Genomic DNA, 17,732 nt, shown 5'->3' on the forward strand with positions numbered 1-17,732 from the left:
AGATCAACAGACCCTACAAATTTAATGATTTTTTCTTGTTTATTATCCTGAATCCCACTTATCTCTATTTTGTTTGCTACAATCTGCCGTTTCTATAAATCAGTAATACAAAAAAGTGCGGTCAACTTTTCAGTCAAACCGCACTTGGTATGGTTAGTTTCTCAAACCAATACCTCGGTTAATCAAATAATAGGCAAAACCGTAAAGTAAGGAGATAAACAAAATTAATACCGAAAAGGTGTAGTACAACGCAATATCGCTCACCCCCAAAAAGCCATAACGGAAACCGTTGATCATATACACAATCGGGTTCAGTTTTGATACGCCTTGCCAAAATGCCGGCAACAGTGAAATCGAATAGAAGACGCCACCGAGATAGGTCAACGGTGTCAACACAAACGTTGGGATAATGCTGATGTCGTCAAACGAGCGGGCAAACACCGCATTGATCAGTCCGCCAAGGGCAAAGGCAGCGCTGGTCATCAGCAGGGTTAAAATCACAACCGACCAAGAATGAAGTTCCAGCGGGATAAATAGCAATGAAACGACAGTGACTAAACTGCCGACTAAGATACCGCGCGTCATACCGCCGACCACATAACCCCAAATGATAATATGAGTTGAGGTTGGTGAAACCAATAGTTCTTCAACATTGCGTGCAAATTTTGTGCTATAAAATGAGGAAGCCACATTTGAAAACGAATTGGTGATCACCGACATCATGATTAAGCCCGGTACGATAAACTGCATATAGCTGTAACCGCCCATTTCACCGATGCGGTTGCCGATCAGCTGCCCAAAAATCACAAAATAGAGCGTCATGGTGATGACCGGCGGTACTAATGTTTGTACCCAAATCCGCATAAAACGGTGAATTTCTTTGTTTAAAATGGTTTTAAATGCAATCCAAGACAGTGACATCACTACTCTCCTTGTGTTTCATCATGCGGTTTATTTAACGCCATGCGCACAAACAACTCTTCCAGTCGATTGGTTTTATTGCGCAAGCTCAATACTTGAATACCCTGTTCGGAGAGCTGATGAAATAGGTTGTTCAAACCTTGTTCACGCCGCACTTCCACTTCCAATGTATTCGTATCAATTAACTGACTTGCGTAATGCTCAATTTGTGGCACGGCGCTATATTTGGCCAGATCCAGCACAAAGGTTTCCGATTCAAGCTTACTCAACAAATCTTTCATTGACGTGTCGATCACCAATCTGCCCTGCTGAATAATGCCGATATGGCGACAGAGCAACTCGGCTTCTTCCAAATAGTGCGTGGTCAGAATAATCGTCGTGCCTTGCAAATTCAGTTCTTGCAAAAACTGCCACATCGAGCGGCGCAATTCAATATCAACGCCAGCGGTTGGCTCATCCAAAATCAGCAAGCGTGGACGGTGCATTAAAGCACGCGCAATCATCAAACGGCGCTTCATCCCTCCCGACAGTCGCATCGATTTCTGATCGCGTTTATCCCATAGATCCAGTTTTTTCAGCCATTTTTCAGCGCGCTGCAACGCTTCTTTGCGCTCCACCCCATAATAACCGGCTTGATTGACCAAAATGTCCAATACTTTTTCAAACTGGTTAAAATTAAACTCTTGCGGAACAATGCCAATCTGCTTTTTCACTTCGCTCAGTTGGCTGTCTAAATCATAGCCGAACACCTTGATACTACCGCTACTCTTGTTGACCAACGAGCTGACAATGCCGATTGTCGTTGATTTTCCTGCACCGTTATGACCGAGCAGTGCATAAAAATCTCCCTCTTGCACATTCAAATTGATACCGTGCAATGCTTGAAAACCATTGGGATATGACTTGGTTAAGTCCTTTATTTCAAGTGCATACATAAGATAATCACTCTATTTATTTTAAAAATGAATAATAAAAAAAAACAATTTGGCGTATTATAACAGAGCAAAGGCAAACATATAACAAGGATAAGCTATGAAAAAAATAGAGCAATTGATCGCCAACAACCATAGTTGGGCAGTTCGAATGCAACAGGAGAATTCTAATTATTTTAAAGAGTTGGCAGGTCAACAAAAACCAAGCTACCTCTGGATTGGCTGCTCAGACAGCCGAGTGCCGGCAGAAAAGCTCACCAATCTGGGTCCGGGGGAACTGTTTGTACACCGCAATGTTGCCAACCAAGTGATTCATACTGATTTAAATTGTCTGTCTGTGGTGCAATACGCCATCGATGCGTTGGATATTGAACATATTATTATTTGTGGTCATACCAATTGCGGTGGTATTAAAGCGGCAATGGAAAATAATACCTTAGGCTTGATTGATAACTGGCTGCTGCACATTCGTGATATTTGGCTGAAGCATAGCAATCTATTTGGTACGCTGCCATTGGAAAAACGAGCAGATATGCTGACTAAAATCAATGTAGTCGAACAAGTGTATAATTTAGGTTCCTCGTCGATAGTTCGTTCTGCTTGGGCTCGTGGCAAAAAACTGTCGATTCATGGTTGGGTATATGACGTGAATGATGGCTTTTTAAATGATTTGGGGGTGATTGCCACCAGCCGAGAAACCTTAGAGATCACCTATTTGAATGCCATTGCCCGTTTAGTGTCATCGAATGAACGTCAATTTCTGGAAACTGAAAAGCCGATTGATCTAAAAAGTAAACGATAAAAAATTAAAAAACCATGTCTCACCGATCACCTCAATGAAACATGGTTTTTTACTGTTTAAGTGCTAGGTTAAAAAATCAAAAAAGCTAAATAAACAATCATTGCTAATGAGAAAACGACCGTCAACATTGCATAACTGAAATCACTCATATTCAACCTCCAAGTTAGTAAATGGCCAAGTTAAATTAACTCGGTTTAATAAAAATTTATTCACTGTATTAACCAACAGCTAATGGTGTGATTAAACACGTCTGGCTTGCCAATACGCTTTTTTCCAATAAGCAGAATTTAATGAAGAATAAATTACTCCGCCTTTGGTTGATGCATGTAAAAATTGATCATCTTTAACATAAATCCCGACATGATAGCCATTGGGACCGCGCCCTGTTTTAAAAAATACCAAATCGCCAGTCTGCAAGTCACCACGTTCGATATAGATCCCTTCTTTTGCTTGTGCTGCAGTCGTTCTTGGCAGCGAAATATCAAAACGATCAGCAAAAGTACGCATAACAAAGCCGGAACAATCAACGCCTCGGCGGCTGTTACCACCCAGAATATACGGCGTACCGCCCCACTGATACTGTTGTTCGCTCAATTGCGCCATAGTATACAGCGGATCAGGCAAACGGCCTTGGTAACGGGAAGAGGACGAAGAAGAACACCCAGACAGTACAAATACTGCCAAGCATATCAATAATCCTATCTTCTGTTTGAAACCAAACAGATTTTTTGCCCTTATCATCAAAATCCAGCTATCCAATTTTATCTGTTTCCAACCCTCTTGGCTGAACCTGTTCAACACAGAAACAGTGCGTTATTTTTTAAGATTCTGTCCAACGCGTGCACGCAATTTTTGACCAGGTTTGAAAACCACCACTCGGCGTGCAGAAACGGCTACGCTTTCGCCAGTTTTCGGATTTCGACCAGGGCGAGATTTTTTGTCACGCAGTTGGAAATTGCCGAAACCAGACAGTTTAACGTCTTCTCCACTTTCTAAAGCAACCCGAATTTCCTCAAAAAAGCTTTCGACCAAATCTTTTGCTTCACGCTTGGTCAGTTCGAATTTCTGAATGAGACTGTCTGCAATTTCTACTTTCGTTAATGTCATAGTCTAATCTCTCAAATAAGCATTGAAATTCCGCTTTAATTCAGATACTACATTTGATACCACCTTGGTGATATCTTCCTCTTCAAGCGTTTTTTGATTATCCTGAAGTGTCAAACCGATTGCCAGACTTTTATAACCGTCTGCAACCCCGTTACCTTGATAAACATCAAACAAGTTCACATGGGTCAATATTTCCCCGGCAACTGCACGACAGGCCCTAATTACATCCGCAGCAGCAACATCGTTGCTAACCACAACCGCAATATCACGGCGGTTTGCCGGGAAACGCGAAATTGCTTTGGCTTGCACCATGTCACGAGTTGCAATGGCATCCCAACAGATTTCAAAGACGACTGTTTTTCCGCTCAACCCCAGTTTTTGTGCAATTTGCGGATGTAGTGTGCCGATAAAGCCAACCTCTTGATCTTCCGCCATAATCGCCGCAGATTGTCCCGGATGTAATGCTGTATATGATTTTGCTACAAAATTGAGTTTATTTCCAGCACTTGTTAGCGATAAAATGTCTTCTAGATCACCTTTTAGATCAAAAAAGTCAACAACTTCCGTTTTTTCAGCCCAACTCTCGTTTTTTCGGCTGCCGTTGATAACCGCACTTAGCACAAATTGCTGTTTAACACCCGACTCCGCACTGGTATCCGGAATAAAACGCAACCCCGTTTCAAACAAGCGCACACGGGTTTGTTGGCGATTTTGATTATAAAGTAAGGCACCCAACAGCCCCGGAATGAGTGATAAACGCATTGCCGACATTTCCACAGAAATCGGATTTGGCAGAACCAACGCCTGCTGTTCAGGGTGCAACAAGGCTTGCAGCTTTGGATCAACAAAGCTATAGGTAATCGCTTCTTGGTAATCGCGATCAACAAGTGCGGTTTTAATCCGTGCCAATTCAACATCAGTTTCTTTATGTTCACGCATATTCAAATGCGCCAACGGTGCATTGTTTGGAATGCTGTTATAACCGTAAATCCGTGCGACCTCTTCAATGAGATCTTCCTCGATTTCAATGTCAAAACGCCAGCTGGTCGGCGTTACCGTCCACAGCCCGTCAGCAAAAGTCACTCTGAAGCCTAAACGATTTAAAATATCGGTGACGGTTTCATCGGCAATGTGGTGACCTAACAATGAATCCAATTTGCTACGACGTAAAGTAACGGTTTGGATTTGTGGCAAATCTGGCTTGCTGATGACTTCACAAATTTCACCAGCTTGACCACCACAAATTTCAATTAAAAGTGCGGTTGCACGCTCGATTGCGTGACGCTGTAACTCAAAATCGACGCCACGTTCAAAACGGTGTGAAGAATCCGTATGTAAACCATATTGACGAGCGCGCCCGGCAATCGCTAATGGCGCAAAAAAAGCAGATTCCAAAATCACATCTTGCGTTTGCGGACTCACACCACTTTTTTCTCCGCCGAAAATGCCTGCCATCGCCAATGGACCGTTTTGATCGGCAATGACTAAGGTATTATCACGCAACGTCGCTGTCGTACCATCTAATAAAACCAATTCTTCGCCATTTTTTGCCATTCGCACTTCAACCGGCTGCACCACTTTTGCGCTATCAAAGGCGTGCATCGGCTGTCCTAATTCCAACAGAATATAGTTGGTGACATCGACAATCGGATCGATAGAACGAATTCCGCAGCGGCGCAATTTCTCTTGCAGCCAGAGCGGTGATGCTGCTTGCACGTTCAGTCCTTTGATCACCCGTAACAAATAACGTGGACAAGCCTCAGGCGCTGAAAGTTTGATCTCAACTTTGTCTGCGATACTGACCGCGACCGGTGTTATCTCCGGCTCAACAACGTCCACTTTATTGACCACACCGACTTCGCGCGCCACGCCGCGAATACTCAAGCAGTCGGCACGGTTCGGGGTCAGGCTGATTTCAATCACTTTATCATTCAATTTCAGATAATCACGAATATCAGTGCCGATCGGCGCATCCGCAGGCAATTCGATAATGCCGTCGGCGTCGGACGTTATTCCCAATTCACTGAAAGAGCACAACATCCCTTCTGACGGTTCACCGCGTAATTTGGCTTTTTTGATTTTAAAATCGCTCGGCAAGGTGGCGCCGACCACAGCACACGCCACTTTTAAGCCTTGACGACAATTTGGCGCACCACAAACAATATCCAACAACTGTTCGCCGCCAACGTTGACTTTGGTCACACGCAATTTATCGGCATTTGGGTGTTGTTCGCATTCGACGACTTCGCCGACCACCACCCCGTCAAACTGTCCGACAACCGCTTCGATGCCGTCCACTTCCAAGCCCAACATCGTGATTTGTTCCGCCAATTGTTCAGTATTAATGGCCGGATTAACCCATTCCCGTAGCCATGATTCATTCAATTTCATCTCGTTATTTTCTCCGCTTATTCTGCTTAATTTGCTCAGTCTGCTTAGGATCTACAGTAGTTTATAGTGACTTAAATTGTTTCAGAAAACGCAGATCATTCTCAAAGAATGATCGCAAATCCGTGACGTTGTAACGCAACATTGTCAAGCGCTCAACACCCATACCAACCGCAAAACCGGAATACTCATTCGGGTCAATCCCAACATTGCGTAAGACATTCGGATGCACCATGCCACAGCCCAATACTTCTAACCATTTTCCGTTTTTCCCCATCACATCAACTTCTGCGGACGGTTCAGTAAACGGGAAATAAGACGGACGGAACCGCACTTGTAAATCTTCTTCAAAGAAGTTGCGCAAGAAATCATGCAGCAAGCCTTTCAGTTCGGTGAAATTCGCTTTTTTATCGACAAACAACAATTCAATCTGGTGAAACATTGGCGTATGGGTTTGATCATAGTCATTACGATACACTCTGCCCGGCGCCATAATCCGAATCGGTGGTTGTTGCTTTTCCATGGTCCGAATTTGTACCCCGGAGGTTTGGGTTCGCAGCAAGCGATTGACATCAAACCAAAACGTATCGTGGTCGGCTCTTGCCGGATGGTGTGCCGGAATATTCAGGGCATCGAAATTATAATAATCAGTTTCAATTTCTGGTCCGGTTTCTACACTGAATCCCAATTCAGAGAAGAATTTAGTCACTCGATTAATAGTAATGGTCACCGGATGCAAACCACCACTTTCTACTCTACGCCCTGGCAGGCTGATATCGATTTTCTCTTGAGCTAATTGTGCGTTTAATTTAGCACTTTCCAATTCAGTTTTTTTAGCATTAAGTGCGGTTTGCACCTGCTGTTTCGCATCATTGATCAGCTGTCCGACCGCCGGACGCTCTTCTGGTGAAACATCACGCAAACCTTGCATTAAGGCAGTGAAATGCCCCTTTTTACCAAAATATTCGACCCGAACGGCTTCCAGCGTCGTAATATCGCTTGCTTGTTCCACGGCCTGTAATGCTTGTACCGTGATGTTTTGTAGCTGTTGCATTTTTATCTCCAATTAGGACATCTCACAGATAGCAACTATACAAAAAAACCTCCGAACGGAGGCTTTCAGGATCTATTGCCGATTTTTAGCAAACTCCAAAGCCCGTCCAACAAGTTGTTTGGCGGTGACATTAAAGCGAAAAAATCAGTCAAAAAACAGTTGTAGTCGCATATCAATAACGGTTATTCAAAAACAGGCTCATGATAATACATTCGCCCTTAAAAATCACCTGCTTATTGTGTTTTCTTACCAATAGTCGGGATAAAAACCAGCGCCAGCGTGGTACTGCCGATGCGAACGCCAACCGCGATGGTAGCCATAACCGACCGATACCGCAGGGCGAATATGAATATTTCGCTGATTGTAATCCATTTTTTGGCGGTTATCACTGGCATTCCTAACTTCCTGCTCCGGCGGTGACGGTACCGGTTGCGCCGGTGGCGTCATGTGCGGATTAGGATACACTGATACGGCTTGTGGAGCCGGCTGGCTGCTGCATGCTGCCAAGCCCAACATCGCTATTGATAATAATAACGCTCTGATTAATCTGCTATTTAATATTTTTTGCACACTTATTTCCTTACTTATTGCTTAGCTGTGACAGCAACCTGATCTTGGTTTATTGATTAGAATTATAGGAACAGCAGAAAAATAAAGAAAGCAAAACCGCACTTTTATATCGCTTTTTGCTTAAAGTGCGGTTAAGGAACTGATAAGAAACGTTTTAGAATGCCGCAGTATCTTGGAACAGACCGACTTTCAGATCGGTGGCGGTATAAATCACCCTGCCATCGACTTCGACTTCGCCGTCGGCAACGCCCATCACTAACTTACGGTTAATCACCCGTTTCATATGCAAACGATAGGTGACTTTTTTTGCTGTCGGCAGAATTTGTCCGGTGAATTTCACTTCGCCTACGCCCAACGCACGTCCTTTACCCTCACCACCAATCCAACCAAGAAAAAATCCAACCAATTGCCACATCGCGTCTAATCCCAGACAGCCCGGCATCACCGGATCACCAATGAAATGGCAGCCGAAAAACGGCAGCTCAGGATGAATATCCAGTTCTGCTTCAATGTAACCTTTACCGAAATTTCCGCCGTCCTCAGTCATCAGATTCACCCGATCCATCATCAGCATCGTCGGGGCCGGCAATTGTGGCCCAGTTGGTCCAAATAATTCGCCACGCCCGGATGCCAACAGATCTTCGTAGCTGTAAGACGGTTTTTTATTGGGAACAGTGCTCATATTTTATTTCTCTCCATTTTACTATTGAAAAACGTTGTTATTTAAAACATAGCTAAAGGTAGCATAACGTGCAGCCAAAAAGTTAACGGATTCTAACAAAGTTAATCGAAGAATAAAATAGCTAACAACTGTAAGCTGGAATTTATTTGCCATTCCTCATCGATTTCACCCAAGCCAAAAATTTACTGAATGGTGGTGCTACCAGCGTTTCAATCTTATTTTCGATACGTTGTGAAATGATCTCGGCGAGACTGTGTTCTCCCTCATCGGACTCTTTTTCAGGTAACAACTGTTTGCCGGTTAGCAGATAAACTGCCTGTTGCACATTTTCTATCGCCCAAATATGGAACTGACCGCACTTCACAGCTTCCACCACGTCAGACTGCAAACTCAGATTCTCGACTGCAGTTGCCGGAATAATCACGCCTTGCTTACCATTTAAGCCGCGCGCCTGACAAATCGCATAAAATCCTTCAATTTTGAGATTAACCCCGCCAACAGAATGTACCAAACCACCTTGATCAATAGCACCGGTGATCGCAATGCCCTGCTCGATAGCAATATTCGCCAACGCACTGACCAACACGCAAAATTGCGCCAGCGAAGCACTGTCACCGTCAATATCTGCATAAGATTGTTCAAAGGCAATCGAAGCCGAAAATGGCAATTGCGCCGGTAGATCCAGCAGATTACTCAAACAAGCTTGTGCCAACAGCGTGCCTTTGCCGTGAATATTGCCTGCCAGCTCACTTTTACGTTCAACATCAATAATTTCGCCGTCACCAAATTGTACGGTACATGTAATCCGGCTCGGTTCACCATAGCTGACCGGAGTGCCGACATATTCAATCACCGATAAGCCGTTGATTTCGCCGACAAACTGCCCTTCACTACAAATATAAATCTGTTCGCGTAAAACCTCATGCTGGCTATATGCTTGCAAAGCGGCACGTTGATAATTTAACTGTTGAAAATAGTGTTCCACATCTTGCGCTTGCAGTTGCTCTGCTTCTGGCTTACTTTTGGCGATGGCAGTCAGCCAATTTTTTAATTGTAACGGCTTAATCGTTTGGCGTAAGCCGTCTTCACTTTCGCGCACCGCCTGACGGAAAAGTGCGGTCAGCGCACCATGGCTGAATTCCGGCAAACCCAACTGCTCGATCTGCCAATACAGATGGTTAATCCACAATTGCTGTGCTTCAACACTGTCGGTGAGAAAATAGCTGTCAACTTCTGCATATTGGGCAATATCGTATAAATTAGGCTCTAGTAGGGAAAATTCTGCCAGCGTTTCGCGATCGCCAAGCAGAATCAATTTCAACGGCAGTTGATAACCCGGAATCTGATAATTCATCGGTTTCAACGGATTAGGCGATAGCCATTCAAAATAGCCGCTGGATAAAAGATGTTTTAATCGCTGCCACAATGTCGGATTACTCAATAGCGGACTAACCGCCAAAATCAGCACCCCGTTGCAGACCTGATGCACTAATCCCGGCTGTAGTTTCAAATCATGGGAGATAGGGTGTTGCAACACATGCCCGAATAAACGTGCTGAATCAAAATACAAGGCGTATTCAACCGCACTTTTGGCAGCAAAATTATCGTCAAGTGTCGTTGCCGGACGGGCTTCAATGATAGGGAACGAAAAAGAGTCCGCTTGCTCGATCACATAATTGACACCACTGATCGGACGATTCCCTAGGCTGTGATTGCAGATATAATCTTGCAAAATGTCTGCATAATCACGCTGCTCATCGGTTTTTAACACCAGTACCGAGCCACTTTCCGCATTGAGAAATGCGGTAAGCGCCGTCAAGGCTCTATCTTGTAACGCCAATGGTGCTACCGTTTTTTTATGCCAGCCGTCAAAATTGAGCTGCGGCGTCAATTGTCGCCAGTTTAAGCTATCTACCTTCACATTTTTCTCTCTTATTATTGCTTTAGACGGCATTATACCCTGATTTAAACAAGTTGTTCACTTTGACCTGAAAAAAGAGTACACTCAAACGTGACAATGTAACATTAGTAACTGCCATAAATTGACCATACTTGGCGAATTACGAGGGAAAACCGGATGAAATACCAGAAATTAGAGAATCAGGAAGCGCATTGGAAATGGCTGTATCTGGCGAAAAAAGTCCGTAACGGCGAAACGATCAGCCGTTATCAGGAAAGGAGTCTGGAAGACGAAAAAGCCAATGAACTATTGCAACTGCAACATTATCCCGCACTCATTGAAGATTGGATTCGTCAGCATTTAGCCAATACGTTGGTGATTAAGTTAGATCAAGCCATTCGAGCCAGACGCAAACGCTTTTTCAATGCAGAAAAACGCGCCACCAAAAAGAAATCGATTGATTTAGAATACGCCGTTTGGTCAAGGCTTTCCAAGCATTCGCGCAAAATGCGAATGACCCTTTCTGAAACGATTATGTATATGATTGATGAAGCCGAAAACAAAGATCTGTATGCCAGTCAAGTTGACCTGATGAAAAAAAATTTGCAGGAACTCCTTGAATAACATTTGAGCAATACCATCTATTTGCTACAGATTACGGAACATTTGCACAAAATATCTGTCTTACTGTAAAGATTAAGCTTAATACTAACTCAGGTAAATAGGTTGTATTGTTTCCCTGTATATCATGTTCAACACAATATTTTTATGAGATTTAATGAAGATGAAAAAAAGTCAATTTATTTTATCAGCCGCAGTTCTGGGCTTGAGTCTATTTAATTTGCCAGCGATGGCGCAAACGGAAAGCACCCCAAGCACGACCTTGACAGAGACCTTGCTGCAAGCACCATCTTACCTCAACCAACAAACCCCAAGTTTGGCGCCGATGTTAGAAAAAGTGCTGCCAAGCGTGGTGACGGTGAATGTTACTGGCACGCAAAGTCAACAAGATTCGATGATTCCAGAAGAGTTTAAGTTCTTTTTCGGGCGTGATATGTTCGGCAACAGCGCACCACGCGAATTCAAAGGCTTAGGCTCTGGCGTGATTATCGATGCGGAAAAAGGTTATGTGTTAACCAACAATCATGTGATCGATAACGCTGATAATATCACTCTTTCGCTGCAAGACGGGCGGGAAGTGAAAGCCAAATTATTAGGCACCGATTCTCAATCTGATGTGGCGTTACTGCAAATCGAAGCGCCAAAGAATTTAACCGCAATTAAACTGGCTGATTCAGATAAAATCCGCGTTGGCGACTACACGGTTGCCATCGGTAATCCATTTGGTTTGGGGCAAACAGTGACATCTGGTATTATTTCCGCTTTAGGACGCTCGACCGGTATGGATGGCGGCAGCTATGAAAACTACATTCAAACCGACGCTGCGGTCAATCGTGGCAATTCCGGTGGCGCTTTAATCAACCTGCGCGGCGAGCTGATCGGAATCAATACAGCGATTATTGCCCCAAGCGGCGGCAATGTCGGCATCGCATTTGCGATTCCAAGTAACATGGCAAGCAGTCTGGTCCATCAAATCGTTGAATTTGGCGAAGTACGGCGCGGAATTTTGGGTATCAAAGGCGGTGAGTTGAGCGCAGATCTGGCAAAAGCCTTTGGTATCGACTCCAAAAAAGGCGCATTTGTCAGCGAAGTACTACCAAATTCTGCCGCTGCCAAAGCGGGCTTAAAAGCCGGTGATGTGATCACTGAAATTAATGGTCAACCGATCAACAGCTTTGCTGAGCTACGTGCCAAAATTGCCACCACCGGCGCCGGAAAAACCGTCAATTTGACCTACCTGCGTGAAGGCAAAATAGAAAAAGCCGATGTGGTACTGCAATCTGACGATCAAGCGCAAACCAGTGCCAATAGCCTGATTCCGAGTTTAAATGGGGCTGATTTGGGCAATTACGATAAAGATGGGCGCAAAGGTGTTGAGATCTTAAAAGTAGAAGCCAAATCTTCTGCCGAACAGCTTGGTTTACAAGCTGGCGATGTGATTGTCGGCGTCAACCGTCAAGCAATTAGTAACATCGGTGAATTACGTAAGATTTTGGATAATAAACCATCCGCCGTCGCCCTGAATATCACGCGCGGCAACAATAATTTCTATTTATTGATTCCATAATACCGATATTATTCGGGATTTTTGCGAGGTGAGCCGGGTAGGTATTCCCCCGGCTTTACTTTAGGCACTGGGGGAAGTCAACGGATAGTCTGTAAATAGCTCAAACGGTCAATATTATTCATAAAACCGGACAAATCTTGTTTTTCAGGATGATATAAATACGGAATCTGCCCTAGCAACGGTGCTTCAATTTTACTGGAAAGCAACTCGATAATTGCGCTGTAATTACTCAAACCGGGATTAATCCGATTAGCCACCCAGCCAATCAACGGCACACCGCTCTTTTCAACCGCCTGCACTGTCAACAAGGCGTGATTGATACACCCCTCTTTAATCCCGACCACCAATACCACCGGCATTTGATGTTGACTGACCCAATCGGAAAAATCCAGCTCTCGGTTAATTGGCGTCAACCAACCGAACGTTCCCTCCACCAACACAGATTGATAACGTGAAGATAGGCGCTTTAAGTCATGATTTAATTTATCAATCTTAATCAATTGCGGCTGCTCCAGAAAATCATTCAGCCCCGGCTCTTGCTCTAGCGGCATGGTATAACTGTTAATATCCTGGTATTGCAGCGACTCGCCACTGCTCTCCAACAGGGTCAACACGTCAATATTCTGCTGATTTTGTGGTTCTGGTGTCGCTTCCAAATAGGGATGATATCCACCGTCGCCACAGGCTATCGGCTTATAACCGACAATTTGACAACCTTGTTTGCGCAATGCCTGAATAATCGCTCGGCTGGCAACGGTTTTGCCCACACCGGTATCTGTGCCGGTAACAAAAAAACAACTCATAATCTTCCCTCTACATATAAACTGCACAAGAGGGATTGTAAGCAAAAACAGAAATCAATTTATTGAGCTAACACAAGTTTTTATCAATTAACGTTATCCTCAGCGGATATGTTCACTAAATAATTCGCCACTATAGAGCTGTTGCTTGATAGCAGAGGAAGCTATTGTTGGGTCATTCCAGCTGAATTTAGAGGTGATAATTTCCACTTGTTGTTCATCTGACAACAAGGCGTCTTGCAATTTGTCCGCCAAACGTTGCAGAAAAATCTCTTTCACCGACAGCAAACGCGTGTTGATCATGATTTTTTCAGAAGCAAAAATATTGGTCAAATACATCAACAGATAAGAGACATTATCCGCCAAGTGATGGATGATGGTGATGGCGTCCGGCTGGTTTTGCTGAGCCTGTTCGCACAAGAATTGAATTTTACTCTCGTCATTCGGTAGTTGATTCGGCAATAACAGATCGACCAATTGATAAATCGCTTTATTACTAACCTGATTATACAGATAGTGGCGTTCCATTTCCGGCACATCTTGGGCAATTTTATCACTCAACTCGCTGAGTTTCGGCAACGTGACATTATCAATATTCATGCGTTTCTGTTTTTCATTTTTGATCATCTTGCCTTCACTTAACACACTGATATTGATTGCGTCGTCAAACTGCAAGAAAATAACGTTGTTACTATTGATGGCGTTGCCCAAATGGCTCTCGGCAAAAGTCCACATCGCAAAGTGTTCAGCGACAATAATCGGGAATTTAAACTCACTTTGCAGCACTTCCTGCAAGTCAGGATTCAGCTCTTCCGTCCCCAGATAAACCCGTTTTTCAAATTTATCGATCCGCCCTAAAATACATAAGGAGCAAGCTAAAATATGCTGAGTGATATCGCTGTTTTGCTGTAAAAAATAGCTTATTCCGCGACTGATAAAGCTTTCTAATGGCAGCGTTTTATCCAGACTATAAAGTTGCTGACGCAACTGTTTACCGTTGAGTTCACATAGGCTGATATCCAAGCTTTTTTCGCTTAAAGTCACCGCCAAATACTGCCAATAAAATGGCGACAGGCAGATCCCCACTGCCGGGCGTCCGCGTACGATTGTATTTTGTACCGCTCTTTCGATCACAAAGTGGGAGTGAATCAATTCTCTGGTTAAATTAGTAATACTCGCTGGTGCAAAACCGGAGATTTTTGATAAATCAATTCTTGAGATCAACTCAAACTGTTCAATCAAGCGATAGACTGAACCTAAATGCTGCAAATTTACGCGGTTGGCGCCATCTTGTTTTATCTTGGGCATAATTTTTCTTTTATGTTTTATGGTAAAGGTCAATAACGTTTTTAATCAATTGTCCTTTATACGCATTTATTTATTGATTTACAATAAGATAATCTCAATTCTGCTAATCAGCTCACGATTCTACAATAATTTAATCACAAACAAATATTTACTCATCCGATGGCTTATTTCAGTTCAAATCGTTGTATTTTAGATAAGAATCAGTAAACTAAAGCGATACTTTTATATCTGAATAATTTGAGGAAAAAATGGCTAAAATTTCATCAATCAGTGATGTTTTGCAAGGTAAAATCGCCGTTGGCGAGCAGATTACAGTGCGTGGCTGGGTCAGAACCCGCCGTGATTCCAAAGCAGGGTTTTCATTCTTGGCGGTCTATGACGGTTCTTGTTTCGACCCGATTCAAGCCGTGGTCAGCAACCAACTAGAGAACTATCAGGACGAGGTGTTGAATCTTACCGCCGGCTGTTCAGTGATTGTTCGCGGAAAAGTCACCGCTTCACAAGGGCAAGGACAAGCGGTTGAACTGCAAGCCGACGATGTCACGGTTTGTGGCTGGGTTGACGATCCTGAAACTTATCCGATGGCAGCGAAGCGCCACAGCGTTGAATACTTGCGTGAAGTGGCACACTTGCGCCCACGCACCAATTTAATCGGTGCAGTGGCGCGAGTACGCCACTGTTTAGCACAAGCGATTCACCGCTTTTTCCATGAGCAAGGTTTTTATTGGGTGGCGACACCGGTCATCACAGCATCCGACACCGAAGGCGCTGGCGAAATGTTTCGCGTCTCAACGTTAGATTTGGAAAACTTGCCACGTGGTGATAACGGCTTGGTCGATTTCAAACAAGATTTCTTTGGTAAAGAAGCATTTTTAACGGTTTCTGGGCAGTTAAATGGTGAAACTTACGCCTGTGCGCTAAGTAAAATTTACACCTTTGGTCCGACTTTCCGTGCAGAAAACTCCAACACCACCCGTCATTTGGCGGAATTCTGGATGGTTGAACCGGAAGTTGCCTTTGCTGATCTGGCAGACAATGCCGCACTGGCTGAAGCGATGCTGAAATATGTGTTTAAAGCCGTTTTGGAAGAGCGTGCCGACGATCTCAAATTCTTTGAAGAGCGGGTCGATAAAAATGTGATCAATCGCCTGCAAAAATTCATCGCTTCTGACTTTGCCCAAATCGACTATACTGATGCGATTGAAGTGTTACTGAAATCCGGTAAACAGTTTGAATTCCCGGTGGAATGGGGCATTGATTTGTCTTCGGAACATGAACGCTATCTGGCTGAGGAGTATTTCAACTCGCCGGTGGTGGTGAAAAACTATCCGAAAGACATCAAAGCATTCTATATGCGCCTTAATGACGACGGCAAAACTGTGGCGGCAATGGATGTCTTGGCACCGGGCATCGGCGAAATCATCGGCGGCTCACAACGGGAAGAGCGGTTGGAGGTGTTGGACCGACGTTTAGCTGAAATGGGCTTGAACCAAGAGGATTACAGCTGGTATCGTGATTTGCGCCGTTACGGCACCGTGCCGCATGCCGGCTTCGGTCTCGGTTTTGAACGCTTGATTGTTTATGTGACCGGGGTACAAAATATTCGTGATGTGATTCCGTTCCCACGTTACCCGCGCAACGCGTCATTCTAAGCACTCAATCCCCGCTGCGGCGGGGTTTTGTTTTTTATTTCCTATCAACCAAGCGAGGTCATGATGGCTGATCCACATATTCAATCGCCAATGGATTTTTGGGATTACTTAACGGTGATCCTGTATCGATGTGGCTTTGTGCTGGCGGTGCCGTCAGTGGCATTACTGCCCTATCATTTTGATTGGGCGACTAAGGGCGTTTTGCTGGCGGCAGTGCTTTGTGCCGCTTCATTGCATATCTACCTGAAACATTTTCGTCTATTACTACAATTTGCCACTTGGGCGGCAGCGGTCTGTTTTGTGCTGGACTGGCAGTGGCTGGGGCTAGGTGCGGCATTTTTTACCCTTGGTGGTTTGTGTTTCAAAGAATACTTTTGTTTTCGGGTGTTCGGCTTAAATTTACAACCGCTATTTTTAGCCTTGCTGTGGTTGAGTTTAGTCATGCAAGCAACGCTGGCGGCGCAAATTCTTTCGGGAATCGCCACGCTGTTATTACTGATTTTAAGCATTCAAAAATGGCGGATGCCGCTGCATTTTGATATCGGTGATAAAACCAAATATCAGATTTAAGGCAAGAAAAGGCAAAGAATATGAGTCGTATTACCCAAATCAATCTGTATCCGATCAAATCCACCCAGCCCATCACGGTTTCCAAAGCGTTGGTACAGCCCTACGGTTTAGAATTTGACCGCACTTTTATGTTGACCGAACCGGATGGCAGTTTTATCAGCGCTCGCAAAGACGGCGAACTGTTTGCCTTTAGCGCCGTGCCGAGCGCACAAGGATTGCACATTCACCATCAAGACGGCAGCAGCGTCACCGCACTTTATCATGATTTTATCCGGCAATCTGAATGCCAAGTCTGGGGCAACCATTTTAATTCATTGCTTGCCAACGACAACATCAATAACTGGTTCAGCGAAAAATTGCAAAGAGCGGTTCAACTACGTTGGCTTGGTTTTGAGCCGCAACGCCGCATCAAACGCTATCCCGAACAAGCGCTGTCTTTTGCCGACGGTTATCCGTTATTATTGACCAATTTACAATCGCTCGCCAGCGTGCAACAACACTGCCCCGTCGAGATCAGCATGGCACAATTCCGTGCCAATCTGGTGATCGACAACGCAGCGGCATTCAGTGAAAACCAGTGGCAGAAAATTCGCATTGGCGAAGTGGAATTTATCAATGCCAAGCCTTGCATTCGCTGTATACTGACCACACGCAATCCGCAAACAGCAGAGTTACAACGTAACATGGAACCGTTTCGTACCCTCAAAAAACAGTTCGCTGATAAGCAGGGACAACCGATATTCGGCACCAATCTCGTGCCACTAAATTGCGGGATTATCCGAATTGGTGATTCACTGCAAATCTTGGAATAGATTCAAGTGCGGTTGCACAACCGCACTTTAGACTGCTGACAAAAGT

Annotated in this window: 17 protein-coding genes; 6 read left to right on the forward strand and 11 right to left on the reverse strand. The window is 44.3% G+C overall.

Annotation, left to right across the window (positions count from 1 at the left end; genetic code table 11):
* Positions 1-153: 153 nt before the first annotated feature.
* Positions 154-921: an ABC transporter permease gene (locus FHQ23_RS05905; RefSeq protein WP_267963639.1), complete on the reverse strand. Its 768-nt coding sequence runs from the start codon at positions 919-921 to the stop codon at positions 154-156.
* Between the two features lie 2 nt (positions 922-923).
* Positions 924-1,856: an ABC transporter ATP-binding protein gene (locus FHQ23_RS05910; protein ID WP_139611521.1), complete on the reverse strand. Its 933-nt coding sequence runs from the start codon at positions 1,854-1,856 to the stop codon at positions 924-926.
* Between the two features lie 97 nt (positions 1,857-1,953).
* Here FHQ23_RS05910 and can point away from each other — a divergent pair, with 97 nt between their 5' ends.
* Entirely contained in the window at positions 1,954-2,655 is a 702-nt protein-coding gene (gene can, locus FHQ23_RS05915) for a carbonate dehydratase (protein WP_139613489.1), read from the forward strand.
* A gap of 240 nt (positions 2,656-2,895) precedes the next feature.
* Here can and FHQ23_RS05920 read toward each other — a convergent pair whose 3' ends face one another.
* The 7 genes from FHQ23_RS05920 to FHQ23_RS05950 all read right to left on the reverse strand — a co-directional run bounded on the left by FHQ23_RS05920 (position 2,896) and on the right by FHQ23_RS05950 (position 10,377).
* Positions 2,896-3,396, reverse strand: a complete 501-nt coding sequence (locus tag FHQ23_RS05920) for an NlpC/P60 family protein (protein ID WP_139613490.1) — start codon at positions 3,394-3,396, stop codon at positions 2,896-2,898.
* 72 nt (positions 3,397-3,468) lie between these two features.
* Positions 3,469-3,762, reverse strand: coding sequence for an integration host factor subunit alpha (locus FHQ23_RS05925; RefSeq protein ID WP_132967559.1), 294 nt, complete (start codon positions 3,760-3,762; stop codon positions 3,469-3,471).
* 3 nt (positions 3,763-3,765) lie between these two features.
* Positions 3,766-6,153 carry a phenylalanine--tRNA ligase subunit beta gene (gene pheT, locus FHQ23_RS05930; protein WP_139613491.1) on the reverse strand — a complete coding sequence of 796 codons (2,388 nt, stop codon included), beginning with the start codon at positions 6,151-6,153 and terminating at the stop codon, positions 3,766-3,768.
* A 61-nt stretch (positions 6,154-6,214) separates the two neighbouring features.
* Entirely contained in the window at positions 6,215-7,204 is a 990-nt protein-coding gene (gene pheS, locus FHQ23_RS05935; protein WP_139613492.1) for a phenylalanine--tRNA ligase subunit alpha, read from the reverse strand.
* 246 nt (positions 7,205-7,450) lie between these two features.
* A complete protein-coding gene (locus tag FHQ23_RS05940; protein WP_139613493.1) occupies positions 7,451-7,774 on the reverse strand; it encodes a hypothetical protein in 324 nt (107 codons plus the stop codon).
* A gap of 154 nt (positions 7,775-7,928) precedes the next feature.
* Entirely contained in the window at positions 7,929-8,456 is a 528-nt protein-coding gene (fabA, locus tag FHQ23_RS05945) for a bifunctional 3-hydroxydecanoyl-ACP dehydratase/trans-2-decenoyl-ACP isomerase (protein WP_139609461.1), read from the reverse strand.
* A gap of 142 nt (positions 8,457-8,598) precedes the next feature.
* Complete coding sequence (locus tag FHQ23_RS05950; protein ID WP_176552263.1) at positions 8,599-10,377, reverse strand: AAA family ATPase; 1,779 nt, start codon at positions 10,375-10,377, stop codon at positions 8,599-8,601.
* Positions 10,378-10,533: 156 nt separating this feature from the next.
* Between FHQ23_RS05950 and matP the strand changes: the two genes are divergently transcribed.
* Entirely contained in the window at positions 10,534-10,980 is a 447-nt protein-coding gene (matP, locus tag FHQ23_RS05955) for a macrodomain Ter protein MatP (protein ID WP_132967565.1), read from the forward strand.
* 160 nt (positions 10,981-11,140) lie between these two features.
* Positions 11,141-12,544 carry a Do family serine endopeptidase gene (locus FHQ23_RS05960; protein ID WP_139613495.1) on the forward strand — a complete coding sequence of 468 codons (1,404 nt, stop codon included), beginning with the start codon at positions 11,141-11,143 and terminating at the stop codon, positions 12,542-12,544.
* 77 nt (positions 12,545-12,621) lie between these two features.
* On the opposite strand, the gene bioD is transcribed toward FHQ23_RS05960, so the two are convergent.
* Both bioD and FHQ23_RS05970 read right to left on the reverse strand, forming a co-directional pair.
* Positions 12,622-13,347: a dethiobiotin synthase gene (gene bioD, locus FHQ23_RS05965; RefSeq protein ID WP_139613496.1), complete on the reverse strand. Its 726-nt coding sequence runs from the start codon at positions 13,345-13,347 to the stop codon at positions 12,622-12,624.
* A gap of 99 nt (positions 13,348-13,446) precedes the next feature.
* Positions 13,447-14,652 carry an ROK family protein gene (locus FHQ23_RS05970; protein WP_139613497.1) on the reverse strand — a complete coding sequence of 402 codons (1,206 nt, stop codon included), beginning with the start codon at positions 14,650-14,652 and terminating at the stop codon, positions 13,447-13,449.
* A 248-nt stretch (positions 14,653-14,900) separates the two neighbouring features.
* Here FHQ23_RS05970 and asnS point away from each other — a divergent pair, with 248 nt between their 5' ends.
* The 3 genes from asnS to FHQ23_RS05985 all read left to right on the forward strand — a co-directional run bounded on the left by asnS (position 14,901) and on the right by FHQ23_RS05985 (position 17,686).
* On the forward strand, positions 14,901-16,304 hold the full coding sequence (gene asnS / locus FHQ23_RS05975; RefSeq protein ID WP_139613498.1) for an asparagine--tRNA ligase: 1,404 nt from the start codon (positions 14,901-14,903) through the stop codon (positions 16,302-16,304).
* Between the two features lie 63 nt (positions 16,305-16,367).
* Positions 16,368-16,874 carry a DUF2301 domain-containing membrane protein gene (locus FHQ23_RS05980; protein ID WP_139613499.1) on the forward strand — a complete coding sequence of 169 codons (507 nt, stop codon included), beginning with the start codon at positions 16,368-16,370 and terminating at the stop codon, positions 16,872-16,874.
* A gap of 20 nt (positions 16,875-16,894) precedes the next feature.
* A complete protein-coding gene (locus FHQ23_RS05985) occupies positions 16,895-17,686 on the forward strand; it encodes an MOSC domain-containing protein (RefSeq protein WP_139613500.1) in 792 nt (263 codons plus the stop codon).
* Positions 17,687-17,732 lie beyond the last annotated feature (46 nt).

Source organism: Testudinibacter crocodili (assembly GCF_006228025.1).
GTDB lineage: Bacteria > Pseudomonadota > Gammaproteobacteria > Enterobacterales > Pasteurellaceae > Chelonobacter.